This is a genomic window from Rhodoferax mekongensis, assembly GCF_032191775.1.
Taxonomy (GTDB): Bacteria; Pseudomonadota; Gammaproteobacteria; order Burkholderiales; family Burkholderiaceae_C; genus Allorhodoferax; species Allorhodoferax mekongensis.
Window position 1 is genome coordinate 3,319,453 of record NZ_CP132507.1, and the last position, 25,637, is coordinate 3,345,089.

Below are 25,637 nucleotides of genomic sequence, written 5' to 3' on the forward strand. Positions count from 1 at the left end.
CAGCCCCTTTCCACCCCCTCCGGGGCGGAAAGGGGGGGCTAACAGCCACATTTGATTTGTTCGCGTCGACCAGGCTTCTACGGACCGTGAAGGTTCCTTGAAACGCCTGTTTTCTGTCGCCGCAGTTTGGAGAGCACCATGGACATGAGAATCAAACAAAAACAAAAGCTGGTCATGATCGGCAACGGCATGGCCGGTGTGCGGACCATTGAAGAACTGCTCAAGGTCGCGCCGGACCTTTACGACATCACCGTATTCGGGGCTGAGCCCTACCCCAACTACAACCGCATTTTGCTCAGCCCCGTTCTCGCAGGTGAGCAGACTCTTGACGAGATCGTGCTCAACTCCTTTGAGTGGTACGCAGAGAACAACATCGCGCTTCACGCCGGCAAAAAAGTGACCGAGGTAGACCGCGTCAAACGTGTGGTGAAGGCGTCCGACGGCACCGAGGCCGAGTACGACCGATTGCTGATTTGCACCGGCTCCAACCCTTTCATCCTGCCCGTGCCCGGCAAGGACCTGCAAGGCGTGATCGCCTACCGCGACATCGCCGACACCAACGCCATGATCGAGGCGGCCACCCAATACAAACACGCTGTCGTCATCGGCGGCGGGTTGCTGGGACTGGAAGCGGCCAACGGCCTGATGCTGCGTGGCATGCAAGTCACCGTGGTGCACGTGCAGCCCACGTTGATGGAGCGCCAGCTCGACACCGTGGCCGGCGGCCTGCTGCAAAAGTCACTGGAAGAACGCGGCCTGCAGTTCCTGATGGGGGCCCAAACCCAAGAGCTGGTGGGTGGTGAGGACGGTCGCGTCAAAGCCATCAAGTTCAAAGATGGTACCGAGGTGCCTGCCGACCTCGTGGTCATGGCCGTGGGCATCCGTCCCAACACGGAATTGGCGCAGAGCATGCGCCTGCATGTGGACCGCGGCATCGTAGTCACCGACACCATGCAAACCGTGACCGACGCCCGCATCTACAGCGTGGGCGAATGTGCCGCTCACCGCGGCATTGCCTATGGCTTGGTCGCCCCTTTGTTTGAGCAGGCCAAGGTGGCGGCTAACCATCTAGCGGAGTACGGCATTGGCCGCTACCAGGGCTCGCTGACCTCTACCAAGCTCAAGGTCACCGGCATCGACCTGTTCTCTGCCGGCAACTTCACCGGCGGCGAAGGGTTTGAAGAGATCGTGATGAGCGACCCCTTCGGCGGCGTGTACAAAAAGCTCGTGATCAAGGATGACAAGCTGGTGGGCGCCTGCATGTACGGCGACACGGTGGACGGTAGCTGGTACTTCAAGCTGCTGCGCGAAGGCCGCAACGTGGCCGACATCCGCGACAAGCTGATGTTCGGCGAGAGCGGCGCGAACATCGGGGACGTGGGCCACCAGGGCCAAAACAAAGCAGCAGCCATGGCAGACAGCGACGAGGTCTGCGGCTGCAACGGGGTCACCAAAGGCACCATCTGCAAGGCCATCAAGGAAAAAGGCCTGTTCACCCTGGACGAGGTGAAAAAACACACCAAGGCCAGCGCATCCTGCGGCTCCTGCACCGGCTTGGTGGAGCAGATCATCATGTTCACCGCGGGCGGCGACTACTCCGCCACGCCCAAGAAAAAAGCTATGTGCGGCTGCACTGACCACAGCCACCAGGAGGTGCGCGACGCCATCTTCGCCAACAAGTACCTCACCATTGCCGAGGTGCAACAAGGCATGGGCTGGAAGACGCCCAACGGCTGCTCCAGCTGCCGCCCCGCGCTGAACTACTACCTCATCAGCAGCTGGCCCAAGCTCGCCAAGGATGACCCGCAAAGCCGCTTTATCAACGAGCGCAGCCACGCCAACATCCAGAAGGACGGCACCTATTCCGTTATCCCGCGCATGTGGGGTGGCGAGACCACAGCCGACGAGCTCCGCCGCATTGCCAACGCGGTGGACAAGTTCAAGATCCCCACGGTCAAGGTCACCGGCGGCCAGCGTATCGACTTGCTGGGCGTGAAGAAGGAAGACCTGCAAGCCGTGTGGCAAGACATCGGCATGCCCAGCGGCCACGCCTACGCCAAGGCCCTGCGCACCGTGAAGACCTGCGTGGGCTCAGAGTGGTGCCGCATGGGCACCCAGGACAGCACCCAAATGGGCAAAGACCTGGAGCGCGCCCACTGGCGCATGTATGCACCGCACAAGGTGAAGTACGCCGTGTCCGGCTGCCCGCGCAACTGCGCGGAGGCCGGCATCAAGGACGTAGGCATCATCGGTGTGGACAGCGGCTGGGAGATGTACATCGCCGGGAACGGTGGCATCAAAACCGAGGTGGCGCACTTTTTGGTCAAGCTCAAGACCCGTGAAGAAGTGCTGGAGTACACCGGCGCCTTCATGCAGCTCTACCGCAAGGAGGGCTGGTACCTGGAACGCACCGTGCACTTTGTGAGCCGTGTGGGCCTGGACTACATCAAGAAGCGCATCCTCGAAGACGCCGAAGGCCGCAAAGCCCTGAACGAAGAGCTACTGTTCGCTTTGGACGGCGAGCCCGACCCGTGGTTCGATTTTCAGGATGCCCAGGTGGACACCCGCCAGTTCGCGCCAGTGGCCGTGGCCTGAGCTGGGGAGGAACCGACATGCAACGCCGAAGCTTGATCACTGCTGCAGGCGCCAGCGCCTTGGTGCTGGCCTTGCCGACCGCCACAGCGCAGGTCGTAGACCTGAGCGACGCCATCAACAAAGCCGGCCGCCAGCGCATGCTGAGCCAGCGCATGGGCAAGGCCTGGCTGGCCTTGCTGCTCAATGTAGAGAAAACCAGTGCCCAAACGGTACTGGACAAGTCCATCGCGTTGTTTGACCGGCAATTGGTGGAACTCAAGGCCTTCGCACCCAACCCCGAGGTGCTGGCCACCTACACCAAGCTGGAGAGCGCCTGGAGCGACTACAAAGGCCTGTTGGTCGGCAAAGCGCCATCCCGCGAGACCGCAGCGGCCCTGTTGCAGCAGGATGCCAAGGTGCTCGCACTGGCCCACCAGGGCACCCAGCAATACGAGGCGGCGCTGGCCAAGCCGGTAGGCAAACTGGTGAACATCGCAGGACGCCAGCGCATGCTGAGTCAGCGCATGGCCAAGTTTTACCTGGCCACCACCTTGCCGGTGGACGCTGCCACGGCCGGTGTGGAAATCACCAAAGCCCGTGGCGAGTTCACCGCCGCCATGGGCCTCCTGAAAAATGCGCCAGAGGCCACTGACCGCATCAAGAGCGAATTGGCATTGGGTGAAGCGCAGTGGGTGTTCTTTGACAGCGCCCTGAACAACCTGCAAGAAGGCGCCCAACGCCCCCGCCCCATGGCCGACGTGTTTCTGGCCAGCGAGAACCTGCTCAGCGTGATGGACCGGGTAACCGGCCTGTACGCTGCCGTCAAGGTGTGATGACATACAAAATCATGCTGTAGCGCCGATTGAATGTGCGCAAGCAGCTACTGAAACCATAGCAAACCGGAAGACAGAAATGACCGAATGGACCCGCATCTGCACCCTTGAAGACATCCCCGTACTCGGCTCCCGCCGCGTGGAGCGCCGCACCGGACTCGATGTCGCCATCTTCCGCAACAGCCAGGACGAAGTGTTCGCCTTGCTGGACCGCTGCCCGCACAAGGGTGGCCCGCTCTCCCAAGGCATTGTGTTCGGCACCAGCGTGGCCTGCCCCCTGCATAACTGGACCATAGGCCTGTGTGACGGCCAGGCCAGTGCGCCCGATGAGGGCTGCACGCCCAAATTCAGCGTCAAGCTGGAGGATGGCGTGGTGTATCTGGATGCCGCAGAGCTCCAAAGCCACGGCACCGATCTGGTGCGCCCCATTGCGGGGCCCGCCCGTCGTACTGCTTCCGTCTAGGCCCTAGCCTGTGTTCAGCCCCAAGGAAACCCGCTCCACCTGCCCCTACTGCGGTGTGGGCTGTGGCGTCATCATCCAGAGCTCTGGCAATCAGATTACCGGCGTCAAGGGCGACCCGCAACATCCCGCCAACTTCGGGCGGCTGTGCTCCAAGGGCAGCACGCTGCACCTGACGGCCACCGCTGAAGTCACCCTGCAAACCCGCCTGCTGCAGCCCCTGCAGCGGCTGCAACGGGGTAGCACACCGGAGGCGGTGACGTGGGACAGTGCGCTGCACACCGCCACCACGAAGTTTGCCCAGGTCATCCGCGACCACGGGCCGGACGCCGTGGGCTTTTATGTGAGCGGCCAGTTGCTTACCGAGGACTACTACGCCTTCAACAAACTGGCCAAGGGCCTGATCGGCACCAACAACATCGACACCAACTCCCGCCTCTGCATGAGCAGCGCAGTGGCCGGCTACAAAAAAACACTGGGCGCGGACTCGCCACCTGCCAGCTACGAAGACTTGGGGCTGGCCAGCACGCTATTCATCGCCGGTTCGAATGCGGCCTATGCCCACCCCATCCTGTTCCGCCGCATTGAAGACGCCAAGGCCGCCAACCCCGCGCTGAAAATCGTGGTGGTGGATGTACGCCGCACCGACACGGCCGAGGCCGCAGACCTCTTCCTGCAAATCCAGCCCGGCACCGATGTGATGCTGTTCAACGGCATGCTGCACCTCATGCTGTGGGAAGGCTGGACGGACGCAGCCTATATGGCCGCCCACACCGAGGGCTTTGATGCGCTCAAGGCCCTGGTGCGCGACTGCACGCCTGACGCGGTGGCCGCCGTCTGCGGCATCCGCAAGGCCGAGCTGATGGAGGCCACACGGCTGTTTGCGCAATCACCCGCTACGCTGAGCCTGTATTGCATGGGGCTGAACCAGTCCAGCGCCGGCACCGCCAAAAACACCGCCCTCATCAACCTGCACCTGGCCACCGGCCAGATCGGCAAGCCGGGCGCCGGCCCTTTCAGCCTGACCGGCCAACCCAATGCCATGGGCGGGCGCGAAGTAGGTGGCTTGGCCAACCTACTCTCTGGTCACCGCGACCTCGCCAACCCTGCCCACCGCGCCGAAGTGGCGTCCCTCTGGGGCGTGCCCGCCGTGCCCGAGAAGCCGGGCAAAACCGCCATCGAAATGTTCCAGGCCGCTGCCGATGGCGAGATCCGGGCGCTGTGGATTGCCTGCACCAACCCGGCTCAGAGCCTGCCCGACCAGGCCACCGTGCGCCGTGCCCTCGAACGCGCCGAATTTGTGGTCCTGCAAGAGGCCTTTGCCACCACCGCCACCGCCCGCTACGCGGACCTGCTGCTGCCCGCCACCACCTGGGGAGAGAAGGAAGGCACGGTCACCAACAGCGAGCGCCGCATCTCCCGAGTGCGCGCCGCTGTCGCTGCACCCGGACCGCAAGACAACGGTCCGCGCCACGACTGGGCGATTGCCGTGGATTTCGCGCAGCGCTTGGAATCGGCCCTGGGCCGCACCCCTGCCCTGCCAACGCTGTTCCCCTACCCCACGCCCGAATCGGTGTGGAACGAGCACCGCGAAAGCACCCGGGGCCGGGACTTGGACATCACCGGCATGAGCTACGCGCAGCTGGAGGCGACTCCGCTGCAATGGCCTATGCCCGAAGGCGCCGCCAGCGGCAAAGTGCGTTTGTATGAGGATGGCGTATTCCCCACGCCTACGGGCCGTGCCCGTTTTGTGGCTGCGCCCTACACCCCGGTGGCCGAACCACGCGAGGCGCGCTACCCCTTTGCCCTGACCACCGGCCGCCTGCGTGACCAGTGGCACGGCATGAGCCGCACCGGCACGCTGGGCCGCCTGTTCGGCCATGTGCGCGAGCCTGCCTTGCACATGCACCCGCAAGACATGGCGCGCCGCCTATTGGCTGAGGGTGACTTGGTGCACATCACCAGCAAGCGTGGTTCCATCCTCGCGCCGGTGCAGGCCAGCACCGAAGTGGGCTTGAGCCAAGTGTTTCTGCCCATGCACTGGGGAGACGAATTTTTGAGCGGCCACAGCAACACTGGCGAGCGCTTGGGTGGCGTGAACGCGTTGACCAGCCCCGTGTTCTGCCCCGACTCCAAACAACCCGAGCTCAAACACGCGGCCGTCAAAGTGCTCAAAGCCGACATGCCCTGGGGCGTGACAGCGCTGGCCTGGTTGCCCGCCGACAAGGTACTGGAGCGCCGCACCGAGTTGCAGGCCCTGATGGCGCGCTTTGAGTTCGCCAGCTGCGTGCTCTTTGGCAACGACGCTGCGCTGGGCCAAGCCGGTCGCACCGGTGTGATGTTCCGCGCGGCCGGCAGTGCCCCTGCGGACGATGCACTGCTGGCGCAGATCGAAGCCCTGTTGGACCTGCACGGGCAGGACGCCGTGCGCTATGCCGACCCCAAGCGCGGCCAGCGCCGTGCGGTGCGGCTGCAGCGCAGCACCGTGAACGCCACACTGGAGGGCTTTTTGCTCAGTGGCGATACCCAGGCCCGCGAGTGGATGGCGGCCCTGCTGCGGGAAGAACAACCTGCACAAAACTACGGCCGCGCCCTGTTGGCTGGCGGCGCCCAACCACCCCTGCCGGTGCTCAGCAAGGGCAAAACCGTCTGCACCTGCTTCAACGTGAGCGACCTTGCCATCACCGACACGCTTTTGCGCTGCACCGGCAGCGACACCGAGCGCTTGGGTCAGTTGCAAAAGGCCTTGCAATGTGGAACCAACTGCGGCTCTTGCATTCCGCAGCTGCAACGCATGGTCAAAGCCACGCCTGCCACCGCGTCCGTGGCTGCGGCATAAGGACATAGCCGAAAGTTATCTGGCTTCACCGACAATCAGCAGATGGCTATTGGCAACTACATCAAGGAAATCGGTCGCGGCAAAGACGGCGCGCGCGCGCTCAACCGCGAGCAGGCGGCTGACCTGCTGGGCCAGGTGCTGGACGGCACGGTGACCGACCTGGAGGTGGGCGCTTTTTGTCTGGCGATGCGCATCAAGGGCGAAACCGCCGAAGAGATGGCCGGTTTTCTGGACGCTGTGCGCAGCCGCATGGCCCTGTTGCCCGCCAGCGATGTGCCGGTAGTGGTCATCCCCAGCTACAACGGTGCGCGCAAGCTGCCGCTGCTGACGCCACTGCTGGCCCTGTTGCTGGCCCGCGAAGGCCTGCCCGTTCTGATCCATGGTACCGCCACCGAGGACAAGCGTGTATTTGTGTCGGAAGTGCTTGCAGCCCTCGATATACATGCGCAGGAAGCTACTAAAAAGATAGCAAACAGCAGCGTGGCGTTTGTGCCTACCGGCACCCTGCTGCCCGGCCTGCAGCGCCTGCTGGATGTGCGTCGGGTAGTAAACCTGCGCAACCCGGCCCACAGCCTGGTCAAGCTCATGAATCCGGTGGACGGCCCCGCCCTGCTGGTGAGCAGCTACACCCACCCTGAATACGCCGTGTCCATGGCCGACACCTTTGCCTTGGTGCAAGCCCATGCCCTGTTGATCCGCGGCACGGAGGGCGAAGCGGTCGCCGACGCCCGCCGCACCCCCAAAATGCAAGCTTTTGTGGCAGGCCAGGCGACAGACCTGCAGGCTTACCAAGCGGGTTCATTGACCACGCTGCCTGAGCTGCCCACATCCATTGACCCGGCCAGCACTGCCGCCTACATTCAATCCGTATTGCAGGGCCACAGTCCTGTTCCGCCACCCATTGCCGAACAGGTGGCACACATCCTGCACCTGCATACGCATCTGCACCAAGCTTTACTCTGCGCACCATGAAAAACAGTCTTCATTCCCCGGCTTCCGGCCACGTCACCCTGGTAGGCGCAGGCCCCGGCGACCCGGAGCTGCTCACCCTCAAAGCCCTCAAAGCCATCCAACTAGCCACCGTGCTGCTGGTGGACGACCTGGTGAACGACGCTATCGTGGCCCATGCCAACCCGGCGGCCCGCATCGTCCATGTGGGCAAACGTGGCGGCTGCAAGTCCACCCCCCAGTCTTTCATTGAACGCCTCATGATCACCGCCGCTCAAGAAGGCGAAAACGTGGTGCGTCTCAAGGGTGGGGATCCATTCATCTTCGGCCGGGGCGGCGAAGAGGTGGAGCACCTCGAAGAAGCGGGTATCCGCGTGTCGGTCATCAACGGCATCACCGCCGGGCTGGCCGCGGTCACCTCCCTGAACGTACCGCTGACCCACCGCGAGCATGCACACGGAGTAGTCTTTGTCACCGGCCACGCCAAGCCCGGCGACAGCGGCACCGACTGGCCCGCATTGGCCAGCGCTGCACGCCAGGCCAAGCTCACGCTGGTGGTCTACATGGGCGTAAGCGGTGCGGCCGACATCCAGGCCGGACTGCTGCAAGGTCTGGATGCCGCCACACCGGTCGCCGTAATCCAGAATGCCAGCCTGCCCCGGCAGCGCCATGCCGTCTGCACCTTGGGCGAGCTACAAGCCACAATCACCCGCGAGGGGCTTGCGAGCCCCAGCGTCATCGTGGTCGGCGATGTGATGAGCGGCATGCTGGCCGCGGCCGACCTGAACGACGCTGCCCCCACACGCCAGGTACGCTGACACCGGCACGCAACTTGCGGCGCCCAGCGCATTGCCACCCTGCAGGAATTGCGCCATGCCAAATTCAGTTCCCGTAGTTGCCACCCGGTCGGTCTCCGCGCCCGCTGTGGTGGCTACCCCCAGCTCCCAAGCGCCCCTGTCCGACCTCAATCTGGCTGCCCGCCAACGCATGCTTTCCCAAAGGGTTGTGATGCAAACCTTGCTGGCAGCATCCGGTGACAAGCCCCAACTGGCAGCTGCCTGCAAAACTTTCCAACTTTTTTGCGACAGCGAAGCCCAGCTGCTTGCCACCCTGTCCCATTACGACGAGGCCAGTGCGCGCCAACTGCGAGCTGTTTATGAAGGCCCCCAAGGCATAGGCGTCACGATAGAAACCTTCATGGACCGCATGCGCCGCACCCTGGAGGCTATTGAACGTGGTGGCCAGGTGCAGCCGTTGCTGAGTGACATCGTGGGCTCTACCGATGAAGTTCTGGAGGCGTTGAACAAGGCCACGAGCACGTTTGACGCCATTGCCAAAGCCAAATCTGAACGTCTGTTCAAGGAACTGGGCACCATCGTCTCTGACATCCATACCATTGCACGCGAAGCCAAAATCGTCAGCTTCAACGCCCAAGTCATCGCGGCGCGCGCAGGCAACCACGGTCGCGAATTTGCGGTGGTGGCGAACGTGCTGTCAGGTATCAGCACCGAGATTGATGGACTGACGAAGAAGGCCTTGCATCTGGCGGATCGCAAGCAGCACGCTTGACACCCCTGTGAGGGCGCAAAACGGCGGGTGGCGGGCACCACAGCCCGGCTACTTGGCGGACGTCACCGTCGCCTACACTGCGCGCCTATGCATAGTTTTGATGTCGTGATCGTGGGAGCCGGGGCTGCCGGCTTGTTTTGTGCCGGAGTCGCGGGCCAGTTGGGCCTGAAGGTGCTGGTGCTGGACCACAGCGAGAAAGTGGCCGAAAAAATTCGCATCTCCGGCGGCGGTCGCAGCAATTTCACCAACCTGGATGTGAGTGCGGCCAACTTCATCAGCGAGAACCCGCGCTTTGCCAAGTCTGCGCTCTCCCGGTACACGCCAGCGGACTTTATCGGCTTGGTCAAAAAGCATGGAATCGCTTTCCACGAGAAACACAAAGGCCAGCTTTTTTGCGACCGCTCGGCCGAAGACCTGATTGCCATGCTGCTGGCTGAATGTGCGGCAGGTGGCGTAGAGCGATGGCAGCCCTGCGCCGTCAAAGCCCTACGATTTTTGGCCTCCAGCGCCCATGGAATCAGCGCGAGCAGCTATGAAATCGATAGTGATCGCGGCACCATCCATTGTGCAGCCGTGGTGATTGCCACTGGGGGTTTGTCCATTCCCAAGATAGGCGCCACCGACTTTGGCTACCGGATTGCCAAGCAATTCGACTTGCCTGTGGTCACGCCCCGCCCCGCGCTGGTGCCGCTGACGTTTGACGAGGCGGCATGGGCACCGTTTGCGGAACTCTCAGGCCTGTCACTGCCGGTCGACATTGCCACAGGAGCCAAGAAAAACAGCATGTCCTTCCGCGAAGACTTGCTGTTTACGCACCGCGGGCTCTCGGGCCCTGGCGTCCTGCAGATCTCCAGCTACTGGGCAGAGGGCACCCCCATCCGGCTCAATCTGGCACCCACTGTGGACTTGGCACAACATCTGACGCAGGCCAAAGGCAGCTCCCGAAAACGCATTGCCAATGAACTGGCGGGCATCGTCCCCAGCCGCTTGGCGGACACCTGGGTCGCCCAGGGGCAGGCTTGGGGCCACGACTGGCAGCGCCCCGTGAATGAAGCGAGCGACAAGGCGCTGAACGCATTGGCAGAGCGTCTTTCCCGCTGGGAACTCACGCCCACCGGCACCGAGGGCTACCGGAAGGCAGAGGTCACCGCAGGCGGGGTGGACACCAAAGTGCTCTCCAGCCAGACCATGGAAAGCAAGCAGCCTGGCCTGTTTTTCATCGGCGAAGTGATGGATGTGACCGGTTGGCTGGGCGGATACAACTTCCAATGGGCCTGGGCCAGTGCGTTTGCGTGCGCCCACGGCTTGGCAGCCCGCCTGAAGACGCTATAATCGCGGGCTATTCTGGCAGAACCCCCGTCGGCCAATACTAGTTAAAGACGGGGAAACCGCCGAGCGAGGCATGTGGGGCCCGATCTTCCCCCAAGCAATCCGCCGGCATATTTTGGAATTCATTACGTAATGACAACGATCCGTGTAAAAGAAAACGAACCCTTTGACGTAGCACTGCGTCGCTTCAAGCGCACCATCGAAAAGTTGGGCTTGCTGACTGACCTGCGTGCACGCGAGTTCTACGAGAAGCCCACTGCTGAGCGCAAGCGCAAGAAGGCAGCCGCTGTGAAGCGCAACTACAAGCGCATCCGCAGCATGCAACTCCCTAAGAAGCTGTACTAAGCTTCGCGGCACGGTCGCTCTCACGAGCCACCCAGCCCACACAAGCTCGCCTGGGGACGCTCCGGCGGGCTTTTTTCATTGTGACCCCACATTTTTGTTCCACTCTCAGGAAGCAACGCTATGTCCCTCAAAGACCAGATCACCGAAGACATGAAAACTGCCATGCGCGCCAAAGACAGCGAGCGCCTGGGCACCATCCGCCTGCTGCTGTCGGCGATGAAACAGAAAGAGGTCGATGAGCGCGTGGTGCTGGACGACGCCATGGTGGTGACCATCGTCGACAAGCTGATCAAGCAGCGCAAAGACAGCATCGAAGCCTTCAAAAAAGCAGAGCGTGCGGATCTGGCGGACAAGGAAGAAGCCGAGATGAAGGTCCTGCAAACTTACCTGCCCCAGCGCATGAGCGCTGATGAGGTCCTGGCCGAAGTCAAGGCCATCGTGGCCGAACTGGGTGCCTCCGGCCCCGGCGACATGGGCAAGGTGATGGGCGTGGTCAAAACCAAGTTGGCTGGGAAAGCCGAAATGGGCACGGTGTCAGCTGCAGTCAAGGCAGCACTGGCCGGTTAATCGACCCAAAACCATCAAAAAGGGGCCCGAGGGCCCCATTTGTTTTTCCGGCTTGGGGCTGCAATCAGCTACCGGCCACCTTCATCCGGTTGATCAAAATAGAGCCTACGGTCTTCGCGCCGTAGTTGTAGGTGTCAGCGCCCACCGCTTCAATGCCCTTGAGCATGTCTTTCATGTTGCCAGCGATGGTGATTTCATGCACCGGGTAAGCAATGCGGCCGTTCTCCACCCAGAAACCGCTGGCGCCGCGGGAATAGTCACCGGTAACGTAATTCACGCCCTGGCCCATCAACTCGGTCACAAAAAGGCCGGTGCCCAGCTTTTGCAACATGGCATCCAGGTTGTCGCCTGCTTTGGTCAGGCGCGAGGTAAATGTCAGATTATGCGAACCACCGGAATTGCCGGTCGTGCGCATACCCAGTTTGCGGGCGGAGTAGCTGCTCAAAAAGTAGCCCTGCACGCGGCCGGCATCCACCACCTTGCGGGAGCGCACGCGCACGCCTTCATCGTCAAATGGAGAGCTGCCTTTGCCACGGAGTACAAAGGGATCCTCCTGAATGTCGATGTGTTTGGGTAGCACTTGTTTGCCCAAGGAATCCAGCAGGAAGGTGCTCTTGCGGTACAGGGCGCCACCACTCACTGCTTGCACAAAGGCCCCCAACAAACCGGCGGCCAAAGGCGACTCAAACAACACCGGGCACTCCACCGTGGCGATTTTGCGGGCCTTGAGGCGGCTCAGGGCACGCTCTGCGGCGTAGCGGCCCACCGCCTGGGGCGACGCCAGCTCATCGGCGGAGCGCATGGAGCTGTACCACGCGTCGCGCTGCATGTCACGGCCCTTGCCGGCAATGGGAGACACCGAGAACGAATGGCGTGAAGAGGCGTAGCCGCCCCGGAAGCCGCGGGTATGTGCACTGAAAAAATGCGATTGCTGTGCGGACACCGCAGCGCCTTCACTATTGGTGATGCGCTTGCTCACACCCAGCGCTGCTGCTTCGCACTCCAAAGCCAAAACAGCAGCTTCTTCACTGGTCACGGCCCAGGGAAAAAACAGGTCCAGATTCCGCTCACGCTCGTCGACGGGGACGATGTCGTCCGCATCCGGCAGGCTGGCAAAAGGGTCTTCGGCAGTGAATCGGGCAATGTCGTAGGCGGCGCGCACAGTTTGTTCAATCGCCGCATCCGAAAAGTCGGAAGTGCTCGCATTGCCCCGGCGGTTGCCGATGTAGACGGTCACACCCAGAGATTTGTCGCGGTTGCGCTCCACATTTTCCAGCTCACCATTGCGCACCGAAACACTCAAGCCACAGCCTTCGGACACTTCGGCGCCTGCATCGCTGGCGCCCAATTTTTTGGCATGGGCCAGGGCAGCGTCTACACGGGTTTCAAAAAAAGCCCGGGTGTACGCAAAGCCGCTGTCGGCCGGTTTGGTGGATTCAGGGGAAGACGGGGGACGGGCGGAGGTGGGTTTCTTCATGGCGACGGCTATGATACTTGGCTATGTCACGCAAACTAAAAAAGGGCTATTACGTCCGGGGCTTGTTCGTTGCCGAAGGCAGCGCGCTCGATCTGGAGTACAAGCGCGAACTCAAGGGCACGGATGAACCGACCCGCACCGATCTCAAGAAGGAAAGCGATGCACTGCAAAAGCTGGGGGAAGACCTGCTCACGCTGCGCGCCGACCTGATGACCAAGTTGGAACTGCCTGACCGGCTGGTGGAAGGCGTGGCGGAAGCCAAACGCATCACCAACTTCGAGGGCAAACGCCGCCAGATGCAATTCATCGGCAAGCTGATGCGCAAGCTCGATCCCGCCAAATGGGACGAGATCCGCGCAGCGCTGGAAGAACAGCACATGCCCTCGGTGCAAGAGACCATGGTGCTGCACCAGGCCGAACAATGGCGTGACCGGCTGATTGCCGACGACGATGCGGTGGGCCAGTGGCTCAACATCAGTCCCGACACCGATAGCCAGCAGTTGCGTGCATTGGTTCGCCAAGCACGCAAAGATGCCAAGCCTGAGAAGCCGGGTGAAGCTGTCCGCCATGGACGCTCGTACCGCGAAATTTTCCAACTCGTGCGAGAAGCGCTACTTGCAAATCAGGAAGCGTCCCAATCCGCTGCCTCAGACAACGACATTGAAGACGGAGACGAAGATTGAGCAGCACTGCGTTGGATGAAGTCCGCATCGGCATCGTCTCTATCAGCGACCGCGCATCGGCCGGAGTGTATGAAGACAAAGGCATTCCCGCGCTGAAGGAATGGGTGCTGCGTGCCGTGCAAAACCCCGTGGTGTTTGAGGCCCGCCTGATCGCGGACGACCAGCAGACCATTCAGGACACCCTGATTGCGCTGGTGGATGCGCGCTGTGCCTTGGTGCTCACCACCGGTGGCACCGGCCCTGCCCTGCGCGACGTGACGCCTGAGGCCACGCTGGCCGTGGCACACAAGGAAATGCCGGGATTCGGCGAGCAGATGCGCGCCATCAGCCTGAACTTTGTGCCCACAGCGATCCTGTCGCGTCAGGTCGCCGTCATCCGCGACCAGACCCTCATCATCAACCTGCCCGGCCAACCCAAAGCCATTGCAGAAACGCTGGAAGGTGTGAAGGATGCCGAGGGCAAGCAAGTGGTACCCGGCATCTTCGCGGCTGTACCTTACTGCGTAGACCTGATCGGCGGCCCCTATATCGACACCGTAGACACCGTCTGCAAAGCCTTCCGCCCCAAAAGCGCCATCCGTCCGGCGCACGTGCCTTAACCCAAAAACACCGCAGGTCTGGCTCCGCCAGCCTGCAGGTGTTGCCCCCTGCAAGGGGGAAGCGGCAAAGCCGCTCGGGGCTGAGCCCTACTTCCCGATCAGCTCGTTGATTTTTGCGGCCTCAAAGCATTCTTTGCGAGCAGCGTCTTTGGGCACGCAATCACTGTCTGCCAAACGGGCTGAGAGTTGCTCCACGGCCTTCCAAAGCATGGCAATTTGATGGTCCTGACCGGAAGCGCTGTCTACCAAGCCTCGCAAAGCCTGACTGACCGGATCATCGTCCTGGGTAATGCCATAGGCGGTGAATTTGCGGTCTTGCGTGGTCACATCCGCGCTCATACCCTCTTTGCTGGGGATAATGCGCGCCGGTATGCCCACCGCCGTGGCACCGGCCGGCACGGGCTTGATCACAACGGCATTGCTGCCGATCTTGGCGCCATCGCCCACCTCAAACCCGCCCAGTACTTTGGCTCCCGCGCTGACGACCACGTCCCGGCCCAGTGTGGGATGGCGCTTGGCGCCCTTGTACAGACTGGTGCCACCCAGGGTTACGCCTTGGTAGATCGTGCAGCCATCACCGATTTCGGCAGTTTCGCCCACCACGGTGCCCATGGCATGGTCAAAAAACACGCGTTCCCCGAGCTTGGCGCCCGGGTGAATCTCAATCCCCGTGAGAAAGCGGGCGATGTGGGAGGTAAAGCGTCCCAGCCATTTCAGGCCGTGGTTCCAGAACCAGTGCGCAGGACGGTGCAACACCACGGCATGCAAGCCGGGGTAGCAGGTAATGACCTCCCAGGTACTGCGGGCAGCAGGGTCGCGGTCGAGAATGCACTGGATGTCGGAGCGGATGCGGGCAAACATGGTGTCAGTCTATCCCTTCAACGTCGGCTTGCCGTCTACAGCCGCCAAATCCGCACTGCGGGCAGGCGATTGCGGGCCCTGTTGCAGGATGGCTTTGGCAATACCTCGCAGGATGTGAATTTCCTCCTGCGTCACCTGCGCCCGGTTGAACAAAGCATTGATCCGGGGCATCAGCTTTTTGGGAGACGCGGGGTCCAGGAAACCCAGATGCACCAGCGATTGCTCGAGATGGTTCAACATGCCAGTCACCTGCGCGGCATCAGCCAGATGCGAAGGCGTAGTGGCAGCCTGCACACCAAAGCCGCCAAGGGCCAGACGCCACTCGTACGCAATGACTTGCAGGGCCGCCCCGATATTGAGCGAACCGAAGCTCGGATTACTGGGAATGGACAGGCAGACATGGCAGCGATAGACGTCTTCATTGCGCATGCCGAAGCGCTCGGAACCGAACAAAAAGCCAATGCCCTGCTGCCCCTGCGAGGAGGAATCAGATACCAAATCGGCATCTGGCGCCGATGGAATATGCGCAAGCAGCTCCTGTTTTGATAGCGCCTCGAAATGCTCACGCGGCGTGGTGGTGGGGGGACCGAAGTCGCGCGGGGTCATGGCCGTGGCGCACAAGTGGGTGATGCCATCGAGCGCTTCGTCCAGCGTTTCGACAATGCGGCATTTGTCCAGCACATCCAGAGCACCACTGGCGCGCTGAATGGTTTCTTCGCGGCGCAACACATTGGGCCAACGGGGTGCGACCAGCACCAGATCGTCAAAACCCATGGTTTTCATGGCTCGGGCAGCAGCGCCCACATTGCCCGCGTGGCTGGTGTTGATAAGGATAAATCGGGTGTGCATCAGGCAGAAAGTGGCCGAATTGCTGCAACCGCACAAAGATAGGGTGCGCAACCGAGGCCGAACCGTTAAAATACGCCTATTGTCGCCGCCTGCATCGCCAGCCGGTCCTTCCAGTTCTTCCCCCACAATCTATGACGCTCAATCTGCACCCCATGGCCAACGTGGCCATCAAGGCCGCCCGCACCGCCGGTTCCATCATCAACCGTGCCGCACTGGACATCGAATCCGTTCGTGTCTCCCAGAAGAAGGCCAACGACTTTGTCACCGAAGTGGACAAAGCGGCAGAGCAAGCGATCATAGAAACCCTGCTGACGGCCTACCCCGGCCACGGCATCCTGGCGGAAGAATCGGGCAGCGAATACGGCGCCCGCGACTCCGAATACGTCTGGATCATCGACCCGCTGGACGGCACCACCAACTTCATCCACGGCCTGCCTGTGTACTGCGTGAGCATCGCTCTGGCGGTGCGCGGCAAGATCGAACAAGCCGTGGTGTATGACCCCACCCGCAACGACTTGTTTACCGCCACCAAAGGCCGTGGCGCGTACCTGAACGACCGCCGTATCCGCGTGTCCAAGCGTACGCAGCTCAAAGAGTCACTCATCTCCACCGGCTTCCCTTTCCGTCCCGGTGACAACTTCAACCAGTACCTGCAGATGATGGGCGACGTGATGCAGCGTACCGCCGGCTTGCGCCGCCCCGGCGCTGCCGCTTTGGACCTGGCCTATGTGGCTGCCGGTTATACCGAAGGTTTCTTCGAGCTCGGATTACAACCCTGGGATGTGGCTGCCGGCTCCTTGCTGGTCACAGAAGCCGGTGGTCTGGTGGGCAACTTCACGGGCGAGGCTGACTTTCTGGAGCAGCATGAGTGCCTCGCAGGCAACCCGCGCATCTATGGCCAGTTGGTCAGCCTCTTGGGCAAGTACAGCAAATTCGCTCCCGCCGGCGAGAAGGCCGCTTTGCGCCAAGCCGCCATCGCTGCGGACAACCCGGAAACGACAACAGAAGACGCTACTGCTGCCGGCGCTGAAGACGCGCCCTTCTGATCAGCCTACGCTGAATTCGGTCACCGGGACCGGTCGGCCGAACAAGTAGCCTTGGAAGAAGACGCAGCCCTGATTGAGCAAAAACTGGCGCTGCCCTTCCGTCTCTACGCCTTCGGCGACCACGTCAAAGCCCAGGCTGCGCCCCAGCGCCAGCACGGTGCTGGCAATGGCTGCATCGTTCACGTCGGTGAGCACATCCCGCACAAAAGACTGGTCGATCTTGAGCTGCTGCAAAGGCAGCATCTTCAGGTAAGACAGTGACGAATAGCCGGTACCGAAGTCATCCAACGCGAACCGCACGCCCAGGCTGCGCAGTGCTGTCATCTTCATGATGGCTTCCTGGCTGTCGGTCAACAACAGGCTCTCGGTGAGCTCGAGCTTCAAAAGCCTCGGGTCCGCTCCATTCTGTTGAATGGCGTTTTGTACTTGAACCACAAACTCCGGGCTTCGGAACTGGCGGGCACTTACATTCACGGCCAATGTGAGTTGGGCACAGTCCGGGCTGCGCGCCCAAGCGGCCAACTGGGCACATGCGGTTTGCAGCACCCATTCGCCCAAGGGAATAATGAGGCCGGTTTGTTCAGCCAAAGGGACAAACTGCATGGGGGAAACCATGCCACGCACCGGGTGCTGCCAGCGCAGCAAGGCCTCCGCGCCCACCACCCGACAATCCGCATCCACCACCGGCTGGTAATACAACATCAGTTCGCCACGCTGCAGGCCCGCGCGGAGATCAGACTCGAGCTCGGTCCGTTCCGCCACCATGGACTGCATGGCGGGATCAAAGAAGCGCAAGGTGTTGCGGCCCGCTGACTTGGCCTCATACATGGCCAGGTCAGCCTGTTTCAACAATTCGTCCACCGACTGCCGCACGCCGTGAATCAACACCACGCCGATGCTGGGCGTACTGTGGTGCGAGCCGCCGGGGAGTTCGTAAGGGATGTTGAGCTGCTGAAGTATCTTTCTGGCGACTAATTCGGCTTGAACGCCGGCATCAGCCAATGTGCCGTCGAGATCCTGCAAAAGAACCACAAACTCGTCACCTCCAAAACGGGCGACCGTGTCTGATTCCCGGACACAGTCCTTCAGCCTCTGTGCCACGACGCGCAACAGCCCGTCGCCTACATCGTGGCCCCGCGTGTCGTTGAGGTCTTTGAAGTTGTCCAGATCAATGAAAAGCAACGCACCATGCAAGCGGCCCCGTGCACAAGATGCAACGGCGTACTGCAGATGATCCATGAGCAAGCGGCGGTTAGGCAAATCGGTCAGCACGTCATAGAAGGCCAAACGCTCGATTTTTTCTTCTGCCTCTTTGCGCTCGGTAATGTTCCTGCCGATTCCACGATAGCCCTGGAACACGCCATGGGAGTCAAAAATGGGCGCGCCACTGGTCGAGACCCAGTACACCCGGCCCTGCTCGTCCCGGTCCCGCAGCTCCAGCTCCCTGAACTCCTGACGCGCATCGAGGACTCCACGGTGTGCTGCCCAATCGGCCTCGCTCATGTTAAGGGCACCTACTTCCCATCGGGTTTTTCCCAGACTGGTTTGGCCGGTTTTAGTGCGCCCGGTATCGAACGCACCATCAAACCGGGTGAAGCGATAGTCTGCATCCTGTTCCCAGTACCAGTCAGAGGACAGCTCCGTCAAAGCCCGGAAGCGCGCCTCGCTTTGCTGCAAGATGGCAAGCGATTCTTTGTGTTGGGTGATGTCAGTGACCGAGCCATAGGCGTTGTACTTGCCGTCCAACTCCTTGTACGTGATTGCCTTGCCAAACAAAGTGCGCACCTGACCGTCCTTGCCGATGATGCGAAATTCCTGCGCCCAGGTCATGCCATCCTGTGCTGCCGCATTCATGGATTTGAGGGTCTGCACGATGTCTTCCGGATGGATCAGCCTGAACACGTTTTCCGGCGCTGCGCGGGCATCTTCCGGCGTCACTCCGAATATGGCGGTACAGGCGTCGCTCACAAACAAAAAACGCCCACTGTCCCGGCTGAACATCTCAAACTGGAACACCATTTCAGGCAGGCGGCTGGTCAGTCGCTGGATCACGTCGAGCCGGCGCTGCAACACCAGCTTGGCTTCAGCTTCCTCCGTGAAATCCTGCACCACCCCGAAGTCCACATAGCTGTCGTCCTGGCGGTGGTAGCGGTGCATGCGGCTGCGCACCCAACGCACGTCGCCATCCCGACGAATCCATCTGAACTCCAGCAAGCGACCATCCATCGCCTCGCGGGCCTTCATGTAGGTCTCCCTGTCGTCCGGGTGAATGCCGGAACGGGATCTTTCCAGAGTGAGCTTTTCAGTCCATGGGGTCTGGGTCAAGCGAAACAGGCCCCTCGACCATCTCGGCACGGTCTGGCCTTGAGGAACAATCCAGTGACCGGCCTGCGCAAGATTTTCGGTCTCTTCAAACAATTCCAGCTGTCCCCGCAGCTCTTCGTTGGCATCCTGCAAGGCCTGCTCACTCTCGGCCACAGCCTCTTGCGCAATCCGCTGGGCGGTGATGTCCGAGAGATACACCAGCAAATGCGGCTCACCGGCAATCTGCATGATGGAGCCGCGCCATTCAAGCAGGAGCTCCTCTCCGTCCCGCGTGCGGAAGTTGATCTCCACGCCCCCTGCCATCGGATTGGCTTGCATTTCCCGCAAAGCGGCATTGCGGGCTTCAATGTCAGGCCAAAACCCCAGAGAGACGGAGGTGCTGCGGGTGGCCTCCTCCCAACTGTATCCCGTGAGTTGCTGCCAACGGGCGTTCACATCAATGAAAGCACCGTCGTCAAGACGTTGAACCGAAATTGCTGCCGGGCTTTGGGCAAAAAGCGCTTCCAGCATGTCGTACTGCCTGCGATTCGCCAGTTCCAGAGAACGCAGTTCCGCCTGCATGGCATCCATGTCCGGCTTCTCGGAAGATGAGCGTTTTCCGGTCATTTATGCCCTCACAAATGCAACATTTCAACAGGCACCGGGCGTCCAAAAAAGTATCCCTGAAAGGCCCTGCATCCCTCACGAAGAAGGAAATCTCGCTGGCCCGCCGTCTCGACTCCTTCAGCAACCACCCCGAGATCAAGACTGTTGGCCAGATTCAGTATAGTCTTGGCGATGGCGGCGTCGTTGGGGTCTGTCAGCACATCGCGCACAAACGACTGATCAATCTTGAGCTGGTCTAGGGGCAATCGCTTGAGATAGGCAAGGGACGAGTAACCGGTTCCAAAATCGTCCAAAGAGAAACTTACGCCAATGGAGCGCAACTCCCCCATTTTGATGACCGCTTCTTCAAAATCGGTGAGCAGCAAACTCTCGGTAAGCTCCAATTTCAGGCGATAGGGGTTGGCGCCACTGGTGCGCAGCAAATCCAGAATATGGGTGGAGAAATCAGGATGCCGGAACTGACGCGCACTCACATTCACCGCAATGCTGAGTTTTTGCGTCTGCGGGTTATCGTTCCAAGCCACCAATTGCGCGCACGCCGCCTCGAGCACCCATTGCCCCAGCGAAAGAATGAGTCCGGTCTGCTCTGCCACCGGTATGAATTCGGCCGGTGACACCATGCCCTTTGCCGGGTGCAGCCAGCGCAGCAGCGCCTCCACCCCCGTTACCATGCCGGCATGGTCCACCACGGGTTGGTAATGGAGTGTGAATTGCTCTTCTTGCAGCGCACGGCGCAAGTCAGCTTCCATGTCGGCGCGTTCTGAAGCCGCAGCTTGCATGGCGGGATCGAAAAAACGCAAGGTGTTGCGCCCCGCCCCTTTCGCCTGGTACATGGCCAGGTCAGCGCGTTTGAGCAACTCCTCGATGCTGTCGTTGCGCTGGAAGAACAGGGTCACACCTATGCTCGGAGAACTGTGCGTATTGTGGTTGCCCAACGCAAATTGCTTGTTGAGCGAACCCAATACCTTTTTGGCAACCACCTCCGCTTGCGTCGCGGCTACGCGCGGGTCGGCATCCAGCTCTTCCAACATCACCACGAATTCATCGCCCCCCAGCCGCGCCACGGTGTCGGCACTGCGTACACATTCTTGCAAGCGCTGGGCGACTTGCTGCAGCAACATGTCCCCCATGTGGTGACCCAGGGTGTCATTGAGGACCTTGAAGTTGTCCAAGTCAATGAACAACAGCGCTCCATGTTGGCGATTGCGGGTGCTCGACTCCAGCGCGTGCTTCAAACGGTCTATCAGCATGCGTCGGTTGGGCAATCCGGTCAGTGCATCAAAGAAGGCCAGGCGTTCAATCTCCGCCTCGGCAGCTTTACGGGCGGAAATATCGCGCCCGGTTCCACGGTAGCCACAAAAGTTGCCTTTGGCATCAAACATGGGCGCACCGCTGATAGACACCCACATGAAGCTGCCGTCTGCGAGGACACGCTGCATCTCGAAGTCCTGAAACGTCTGATGCGCCTCCAGCATTTCCCGGTGAGCCATCCATTGGGCAGCAGTAACGCCTTGCCCACCCGAGTCCCAACGGGTGCGGCCCAATGCACCTTGCGGCGCCAACCGGTCAGAGTTAATCCCGTTGCCGTCGATGCGCACAAAGCGGAATTCTGCGTCCTGCTCCCAATACCAGTCCGAGGACAGGCTGGACAGGCTGCGGAAACGCTCCTCGCTCTCCTGCAGCTGGGCCAAGGCCTTCTTTTGTGCAGTGATGTCGGTAATGGAACCGGTGAACAGCACCGATCCATCCGGCCTTGCCTCCGGCACCGAGGTGCCCAGCAGCCAACGCATGTCGGCGCCGGCATCCCGCGTGCGGAACTCGCAGTTCCAAGGTTGCAGGGTGTCGCGGCTGGCGAGGCTGGTTTTAATGATGCGAGGGACATCTTCGCGGTGAATCCGCCGCATCAAGGCGTTAGCATCTTCACGCGCCTGCTCCATCGACACGCCAAAAAGCTGCGCGACGCCCGCACTCACAAAAGGAAACTTGAATTGGCCATCCGGCCACATCTGGAATTCGTACACCATGCCTGGCGCACGACCGGTAATTTTGTGGATGAAATCTAGTTGTGTTTGCAAGGCATCACGTGCGTCCCGCTCCTCGGTGAATTCCTGGACCACACCAAAGTCTGCCAGCACACGCCCCTCAGATGTCTGGCGGTGCATGCGCGAGCGCACCCAGCGTGACCGCCCTTCTGTGGAGAGCCAGCGATACTCAACCACGCTTCCATCCATGCGGGCGCGGGCCTCCAGCAAATTCGGCAGATCATCCGGGTGTACGCCACTCCACAGGGTATGCGGATCCACCAAATCTGCGTCACCCAGACCGGCCATCTGTGCCAAACCGCGGGATATCTGAACCCGATCATCCCCCGGGTACGACACCCAGTGCCCCACCTTGGCCACCGATTCAGTCAGCTCATGCAGCTTGACTTGGCGGTTCATGGTTTCGTTGGCATGTTCCAAGGCCTGCTCACCGGCCTTCAAGGCGTCACGAGCCATTTGGTCGGCGGTGACATCACGCAGGTAGATCAGCAGGTAGCGCTCGCCAGATTCCTCCAACATGGTTGCATTCAAGCGCACCACGCGGGGAATGCGGTCTTTCATGACGAGCGTGACATCGGTATCCACTACCCGGCTGCCCACCTTCATGTCGCCGAATACCCGGTCCCTCTCTTGCGGGTCCAACCAATGGCCCAGTTCCACGGCACTGCGGCCCAGAACTTCGTCACGGGTGTATCCGGTCATGAAAAGCCATTCGCTGTTGACCTTGACGAGCACGCCGTCGCGCACACGCGTCAACGCGATCGCTTCGGGGCTGCTTTCAAAGATGGACTGAAACACCGACAACCCCAGTTCCGCAGGCACTGCACCGGCCACTGCAGTAAGGGCAGCGGACTCATCGGGTCGGGAGACCGGGGGAAGTTGCACAGGGGAATGGGCCATAAGGTGTGACTCCTTATGATAGGGCCTGTAGCAGGCCTGCGCCATAGATGGGCTGCTCCACGAATACCCCGATTTCCCCCGCCGTGACATCTCCCCTCGCAACCGCTCCGCTTGACCAGCACACCCCCATGATGCAGCAGTATCTGGGGCTCAAAGCCGCCTACCCAGACACGCTGCTGTTCTACCGCATGGGCGATTTCTACGAGATGTTTTACGCCGATGCCGAGAAGGCGGCCCGCATTCTGGACATTACGGTCACCACCCGTGGCCAGTCCGCCGGTCAACCGGTGGTCATGGCCGGCGTGCCATTCCATTCGATGGAAGGCTACCTGGCCAAATTGATACGCCACGGCGAGTCGGTGGCCATCTGCGAGCAAACCGGCGAAGTGGGTGCCACTAAAGGCCCGGTCGAGCGCAAGGTCGTGCGTGTGGTCACCCCCGGCACGCTGACAGACGCCGAACTGCTGTCTGAGAAAACCGAGTCCATGCTGATGGCTGTACACCAGGGCCCGCGCAACCGCTGCGGCTTGGCCTGGCTGTCCGTCACCCAGGGCGTGGTGTTTCTGGCCGAATGCACGCCCGACGAAGTGCCCGACTGGGTGAGCCGCATTGCCCCCAGCGAACTGGCCTACAGCGCAGGCTGCACCACCACCTTTGAAGACCGCCTCAAGCGCCTGCGCCACGGCACGGCCGTCTACCTGACCGCCCGCCCCGAATGGCAGTTCGACAGCGCATTGGGCCAGCGCAAACTGCTGGACGCGCTGCAAGCTGCGAGCCTGACCAGCTGGAACGCGCAAGAGCTGGCACTGGCCCACGCGGCGGCCGGCGCCCTGATCGGCTATGCGGAACACACCCAGGGCCGCGCACTCACCCACATCCACAGCGTGCAAGTGCAGCGCGACGACGCGCTCATCGACTTGCCCGCCACCACCCGCCGAAACCTGGAGCTGGTGCAGACCCTGCGCGGCGAAGACAGCCCCACCCTGTTCAGCCTGCTCGACACCTGCATGACCGGCATGGGCAGCCGCCTGCTCAAACGCTGGCTGCTGGAGCCCCTGCGCGACCGCACCGAGGCCCAGCACCGCCTGCTGGCGATTGCCACCCTGCGGAACAATATCTGGCAAACCCTGCGCGGCCAGCTCAAGGGCTGTGCGGACGTAGAGCGCATCACCGCCCGCATCGCGCTGCGTCAGGTGCGCCCGCGCGAGCTGGTGGCGCTGGTGCAAACGCTACAAAAAACAGAGCTTCTCGCGCACAATCTGCGGGCGCTAGAGGGCTATTTGGCGCATATTTTCAGCCACCTGCAGCCACCCGCAGAGGCCATTGCCCTGCTGGGGCACGCCATCGCGCCCGAACCTGCTGCACTGGTGCGCGACGGCGGCGTGATCGCCGACGGCTTTGACGCCGAGCTCGACGAGCTGCGCGCCATCCAGACCAACTGTGATGCCTTTTTGCTGGACCTCGAAGTCCGCGAAAAAGCCCGCACTGGCATTGCCAACCTGCGGGTGCAGTTCAACAAGGTGCACGGCTTCTACATCGAAGTCACCACCGGCCAGGTGGACAAAGTGCCTGAGGACTACCGCCGCCGCCAGACGCTGAAAAATGCCGAGCGCTTCATCACCCCCGAGCTCAAGGCCTTTGAAGACAAAGCCCTGAGCGCCCAAGAGCGCGCCCTGGCCCGCGAGAAATGGTTGTTCGAGCAGGTGCTGGACCAATTGCAGGCACACATCCCCGCCCTCACCGCCGTGGCCCAGTCGCTTGCCGCGCTGGACACCCTGTGCGCCCTGACCGAACGATCCCTCACGCTGGACTGGAACGCCCCGCAGTTTGTGACCGAGCCCTGCATCGACATCACCCAAGGCCGCCACCCCGTGGTCCAGGCGCGCTTGGCAGAACTAAGCAGCGGAAATTTCATCGCGAATGACACGCGCCTCGGTTTCAAGCAGCGCATGCAAGTCATCACCGGGCCCAACATGGGCGGTAAGTCCACCTATATGCGCCAGGTTGCCCTGATTGTTCTGCTGGCCAGCATCGGCAGTTACGTGCCTGCGCAGGCTTGCCGCTTGGGGCCGATTGACGCCATCCACACCCGCATCGGTGCGGCAGACGATTTGGCCAACGCCCAGTCCACCTTCATGCTGGAAATGACCGAGGCTGCGCAGATTTTGCACAGCGCCACACCACACAGCCTGGTGCTCATGGACGAAATCGGCAGGGGCACCAGCACCTTCGACGGCCTGGCCCTGGCCAGCGCCATTGCGACCCAGCTGCACGACAAAACGCAGGCCTTCACCCTGTTTGCGACCCACTACTTCGAACTCACCGAGTTCCCCGCCACCCACCATGCAGCGCTGAACGTGCACGTGAGCGCCGCTGAAGCGGGCCGGGACATCGTATTCCTTCACGCCATAGAACCCGGCCCGGCCAGCAAAAGCTACGGCGTGCAAGTGGCCCGCCTGGCCGGCATGCCCGCCGCCGTGCTGAACCACGCACGCCACACCCTGGACGCGCTGGAAGCCCAAGCCAGTGAATCCCAAGCCCAAGTGGACCTGTTCGCCGCGCCACCCGCTACAGAAATAGTAGCTGCCAGCGCCGTAGAGACGGCGCTGGCAGCCATCAACCCTGATGCCATGAGCCCCAGGGAAGCGATGGACGCGCTGTACCAATTGAAAGCACTGGCTAACAAGGCTTAGCTCTCTCGCTCCGGCAGGGCGGGTATGGGGCATTCGGCTAGCGCTCATACGCCTTGCTTTTTGAAATCGCGCTAGCCGAATACCCCACACCC

At 61.5% G+C, this 25,637-nt stretch carries 19 protein-coding genes; 14 read left to right on the forward strand and 5 right to left on the reverse strand.

Features of this window, described 5'->3' with window-relative positions; translation table 11 throughout:
* Window positions 1–138: 138 nt before the first annotated feature.
* The 10 genes from nirB (at window position 139) to RAN89_RS15830 (ending at window position 11,464) form a co-directional block, all read left to right on the forward strand.
* Entirely contained in the window at window positions 139–2,595 is a 2,457-nt protein-coding gene (gene nirB, locus RAN89_RS15785) for a nitrite reductase large subunit NirB (protein WP_313867192.1), read from the forward strand.
* A gap of 17 nt (window positions 2,596–2,612) precedes the next feature.
* Window positions 2,613–3,407 (forward strand): type IV pili methyl-accepting chemotaxis transducer N-terminal domain-containing protein, encoded by a 795-nt coding sequence (locus RAN89_RS15790; RefSeq protein ID WP_313867193.1) that lies wholly within the window; start codon window positions 2,613–2,615, stop codon window positions 3,405–3,407.
* Between the two features lie 79 nt (window positions 3,408–3,486).
* On the forward strand, window positions 3,487–3,870 hold the full coding sequence (gene nirD / locus RAN89_RS15795) for a nitrite reductase small subunit NirD (RefSeq protein ID WP_313867194.1): 384 nt from the start codon (window positions 3,487–3,489) through the stop codon (window positions 3,868–3,870).
* A gap of 10 nt (window positions 3,871–3,880) precedes the next feature.
* Window positions 3,881–6,706, forward strand: coding sequence for a nitrate reductase (locus RAN89_RS15800; protein WP_313867195.1), 2,826 nt, complete (start codon window positions 3,881–3,883; stop codon window positions 6,704–6,706).
* A 42-nt stretch (window positions 6,707–6,748) separates the two neighbouring features.
* The gene (gene ybiB, locus RAN89_RS15805; protein WP_313867196.1) at window positions 6,749–7,678 is read left to right on the forward strand and encodes a DNA-binding protein YbiB; all 930 of its coding nucleotides are present in this window, start codon (window positions 6,749–6,751) and stop codon (window positions 7,676–7,678) included.
* Window positions 7,675–8,472, forward strand: a complete 798-nt coding sequence (gene cobA, locus RAN89_RS15810; RefSeq protein WP_313867197.1) for a uroporphyrinogen-III C-methyltransferase — start codon at window positions 7,675–7,677, stop codon at window positions 8,470–8,472. The genes ybiB and cobA overlap by 4 nt, the downstream gene beginning before the upstream one ends.
* A gap of 55 nt (window positions 8,473–8,527) precedes the next feature.
* On the forward strand, window positions 8,528–9,223 hold the full coding sequence (locus tag RAN89_RS15815) for a methyl-accepting chemotaxis protein (RefSeq protein ID WP_313867198.1): 696 nt from the start codon (window positions 8,528–8,530) through the stop codon (window positions 9,221–9,223).
* Between the two features lie 87 nt (window positions 9,224–9,310).
* Window positions 9,311–10,555: a BaiN/RdsA family NAD(P)/FAD-dependent oxidoreductase gene (locus RAN89_RS15820; RefSeq protein WP_313867199.1), complete on the forward strand. Its 1,245-nt coding sequence runs from the start codon at window positions 9,311–9,313 to the stop codon at window positions 10,553–10,555.
* A 129-nt stretch (window positions 10,556–10,684) separates the two neighbouring features.
* Window positions 10,685–10,897 (forward strand): 30S ribosomal protein S21, encoded by a 213-nt coding sequence (gene rpsU, locus RAN89_RS15825; RefSeq protein WP_006296472.1) that lies wholly within the window; start codon window positions 10,685–10,687, stop codon window positions 10,895–10,897.
* A 120-nt stretch (window positions 10,898–11,017) separates the two neighbouring features.
* Complete coding sequence (locus RAN89_RS15830; protein WP_313867200.1) at window positions 11,018–11,464, forward strand: GatB/YqeY domain-containing protein; 447 nt, start codon at window positions 11,018–11,020, stop codon at window positions 11,462–11,464.
* Window positions 11,465–11,528: 64 nt separating this feature from the next.
* Here the strand turns inward: RAN89_RS15830 and pmbA are convergent, their stop codons facing one another.
* A complete protein-coding gene (gene pmbA / locus RAN89_RS15835; RefSeq protein WP_313867201.1) occupies window positions 11,529–12,941 on the reverse strand; it encodes a metalloprotease PmbA in 1,413 nt (470 codons plus the stop codon).
* 23 nt (window positions 12,942–12,964) lie between these two features.
* Here pmbA and yjgA point away from each other — a divergent pair, with 23 nt between their 5' ends.
* Complete coding sequence (gene yjgA, locus RAN89_RS15840) at window positions 12,965–13,624, forward strand: ribosome biogenesis factor YjgA (RefSeq protein WP_313867202.1); 660 nt, start codon at window positions 12,965–12,967, stop codon at window positions 13,622–13,624.
* Window positions 13,621–14,223: a molybdopterin adenylyltransferase gene (gene mog / locus RAN89_RS15845; RefSeq protein WP_313867203.1), complete on the forward strand. Its 603-nt coding sequence runs from the start codon at window positions 13,621–13,623 to the stop codon at window positions 14,221–14,223. The genes yjgA and mog overlap by 4 nt, the downstream gene beginning before the upstream one ends.
* A gap of 87 nt (window positions 14,224–14,310) precedes the next feature.
* On the opposite strand, the gene cysE is transcribed toward mog, so the two are convergent.
* The gene (cysE, locus tag RAN89_RS15850; protein ID WP_087494559.1) at window positions 14,311–15,084 is read right to left on the reverse strand and encodes a serine O-acetyltransferase; all 774 of its coding nucleotides are present in this window, start codon (window positions 15,082–15,084) and stop codon (window positions 14,311–14,313) included.
* 9 nt (window positions 15,085–15,093) lie between these two features.
* On the reverse strand, window positions 15,094–15,933 hold the full coding sequence (locus RAN89_RS15855; protein ID WP_313867204.1) for an RNA methyltransferase: 840 nt from the start codon (window positions 15,931–15,933) through the stop codon (window positions 15,094–15,096).
* A gap of 131 nt (window positions 15,934–16,064) precedes the next feature.
* Here RAN89_RS15855 and RAN89_RS15860 point away from each other — a divergent pair, with 131 nt between their 5' ends.
* A complete protein-coding gene (locus RAN89_RS15860; protein ID WP_313867205.1) occupies window positions 16,065–16,979 on the forward strand; it encodes an inositol monophosphatase family protein in 915 nt (304 codons plus the stop codon).
* Here RAN89_RS15860 and RAN89_RS15865 read toward each other — a convergent pair whose 3' ends face one another.
* Window positions 16,980–19,910, reverse strand: coding sequence for a sensor domain-containing protein (locus RAN89_RS15865; protein ID WP_313867206.1), 2,931 nt, complete (start codon window positions 19,908–19,910; stop codon window positions 16,980–16,982).
* Between the two features lie 8 nt (window positions 19,911–19,918).
* Window positions 19,919–22,852, reverse strand: coding sequence for a sensor domain-containing protein (locus RAN89_RS15870; RefSeq protein WP_313867207.1), 2,934 nt, complete (start codon window positions 22,850–22,852; stop codon window positions 19,919–19,921).
* Window positions 22,853–22,980: 128 nt separating this feature from the next.
* Between RAN89_RS15870 and mutS the strand changes: the two genes are divergently transcribed.
* On the forward strand, window positions 22,981–25,545 hold the full coding sequence (mutS, locus tag RAN89_RS15875; RefSeq protein ID WP_313869418.1) for a DNA mismatch repair protein MutS: 2,565 nt from the start codon (window positions 22,981–22,983) through the stop codon (window positions 25,543–25,545).
* Window positions 25,546–25,637 lie beyond the last annotated feature (92 nt).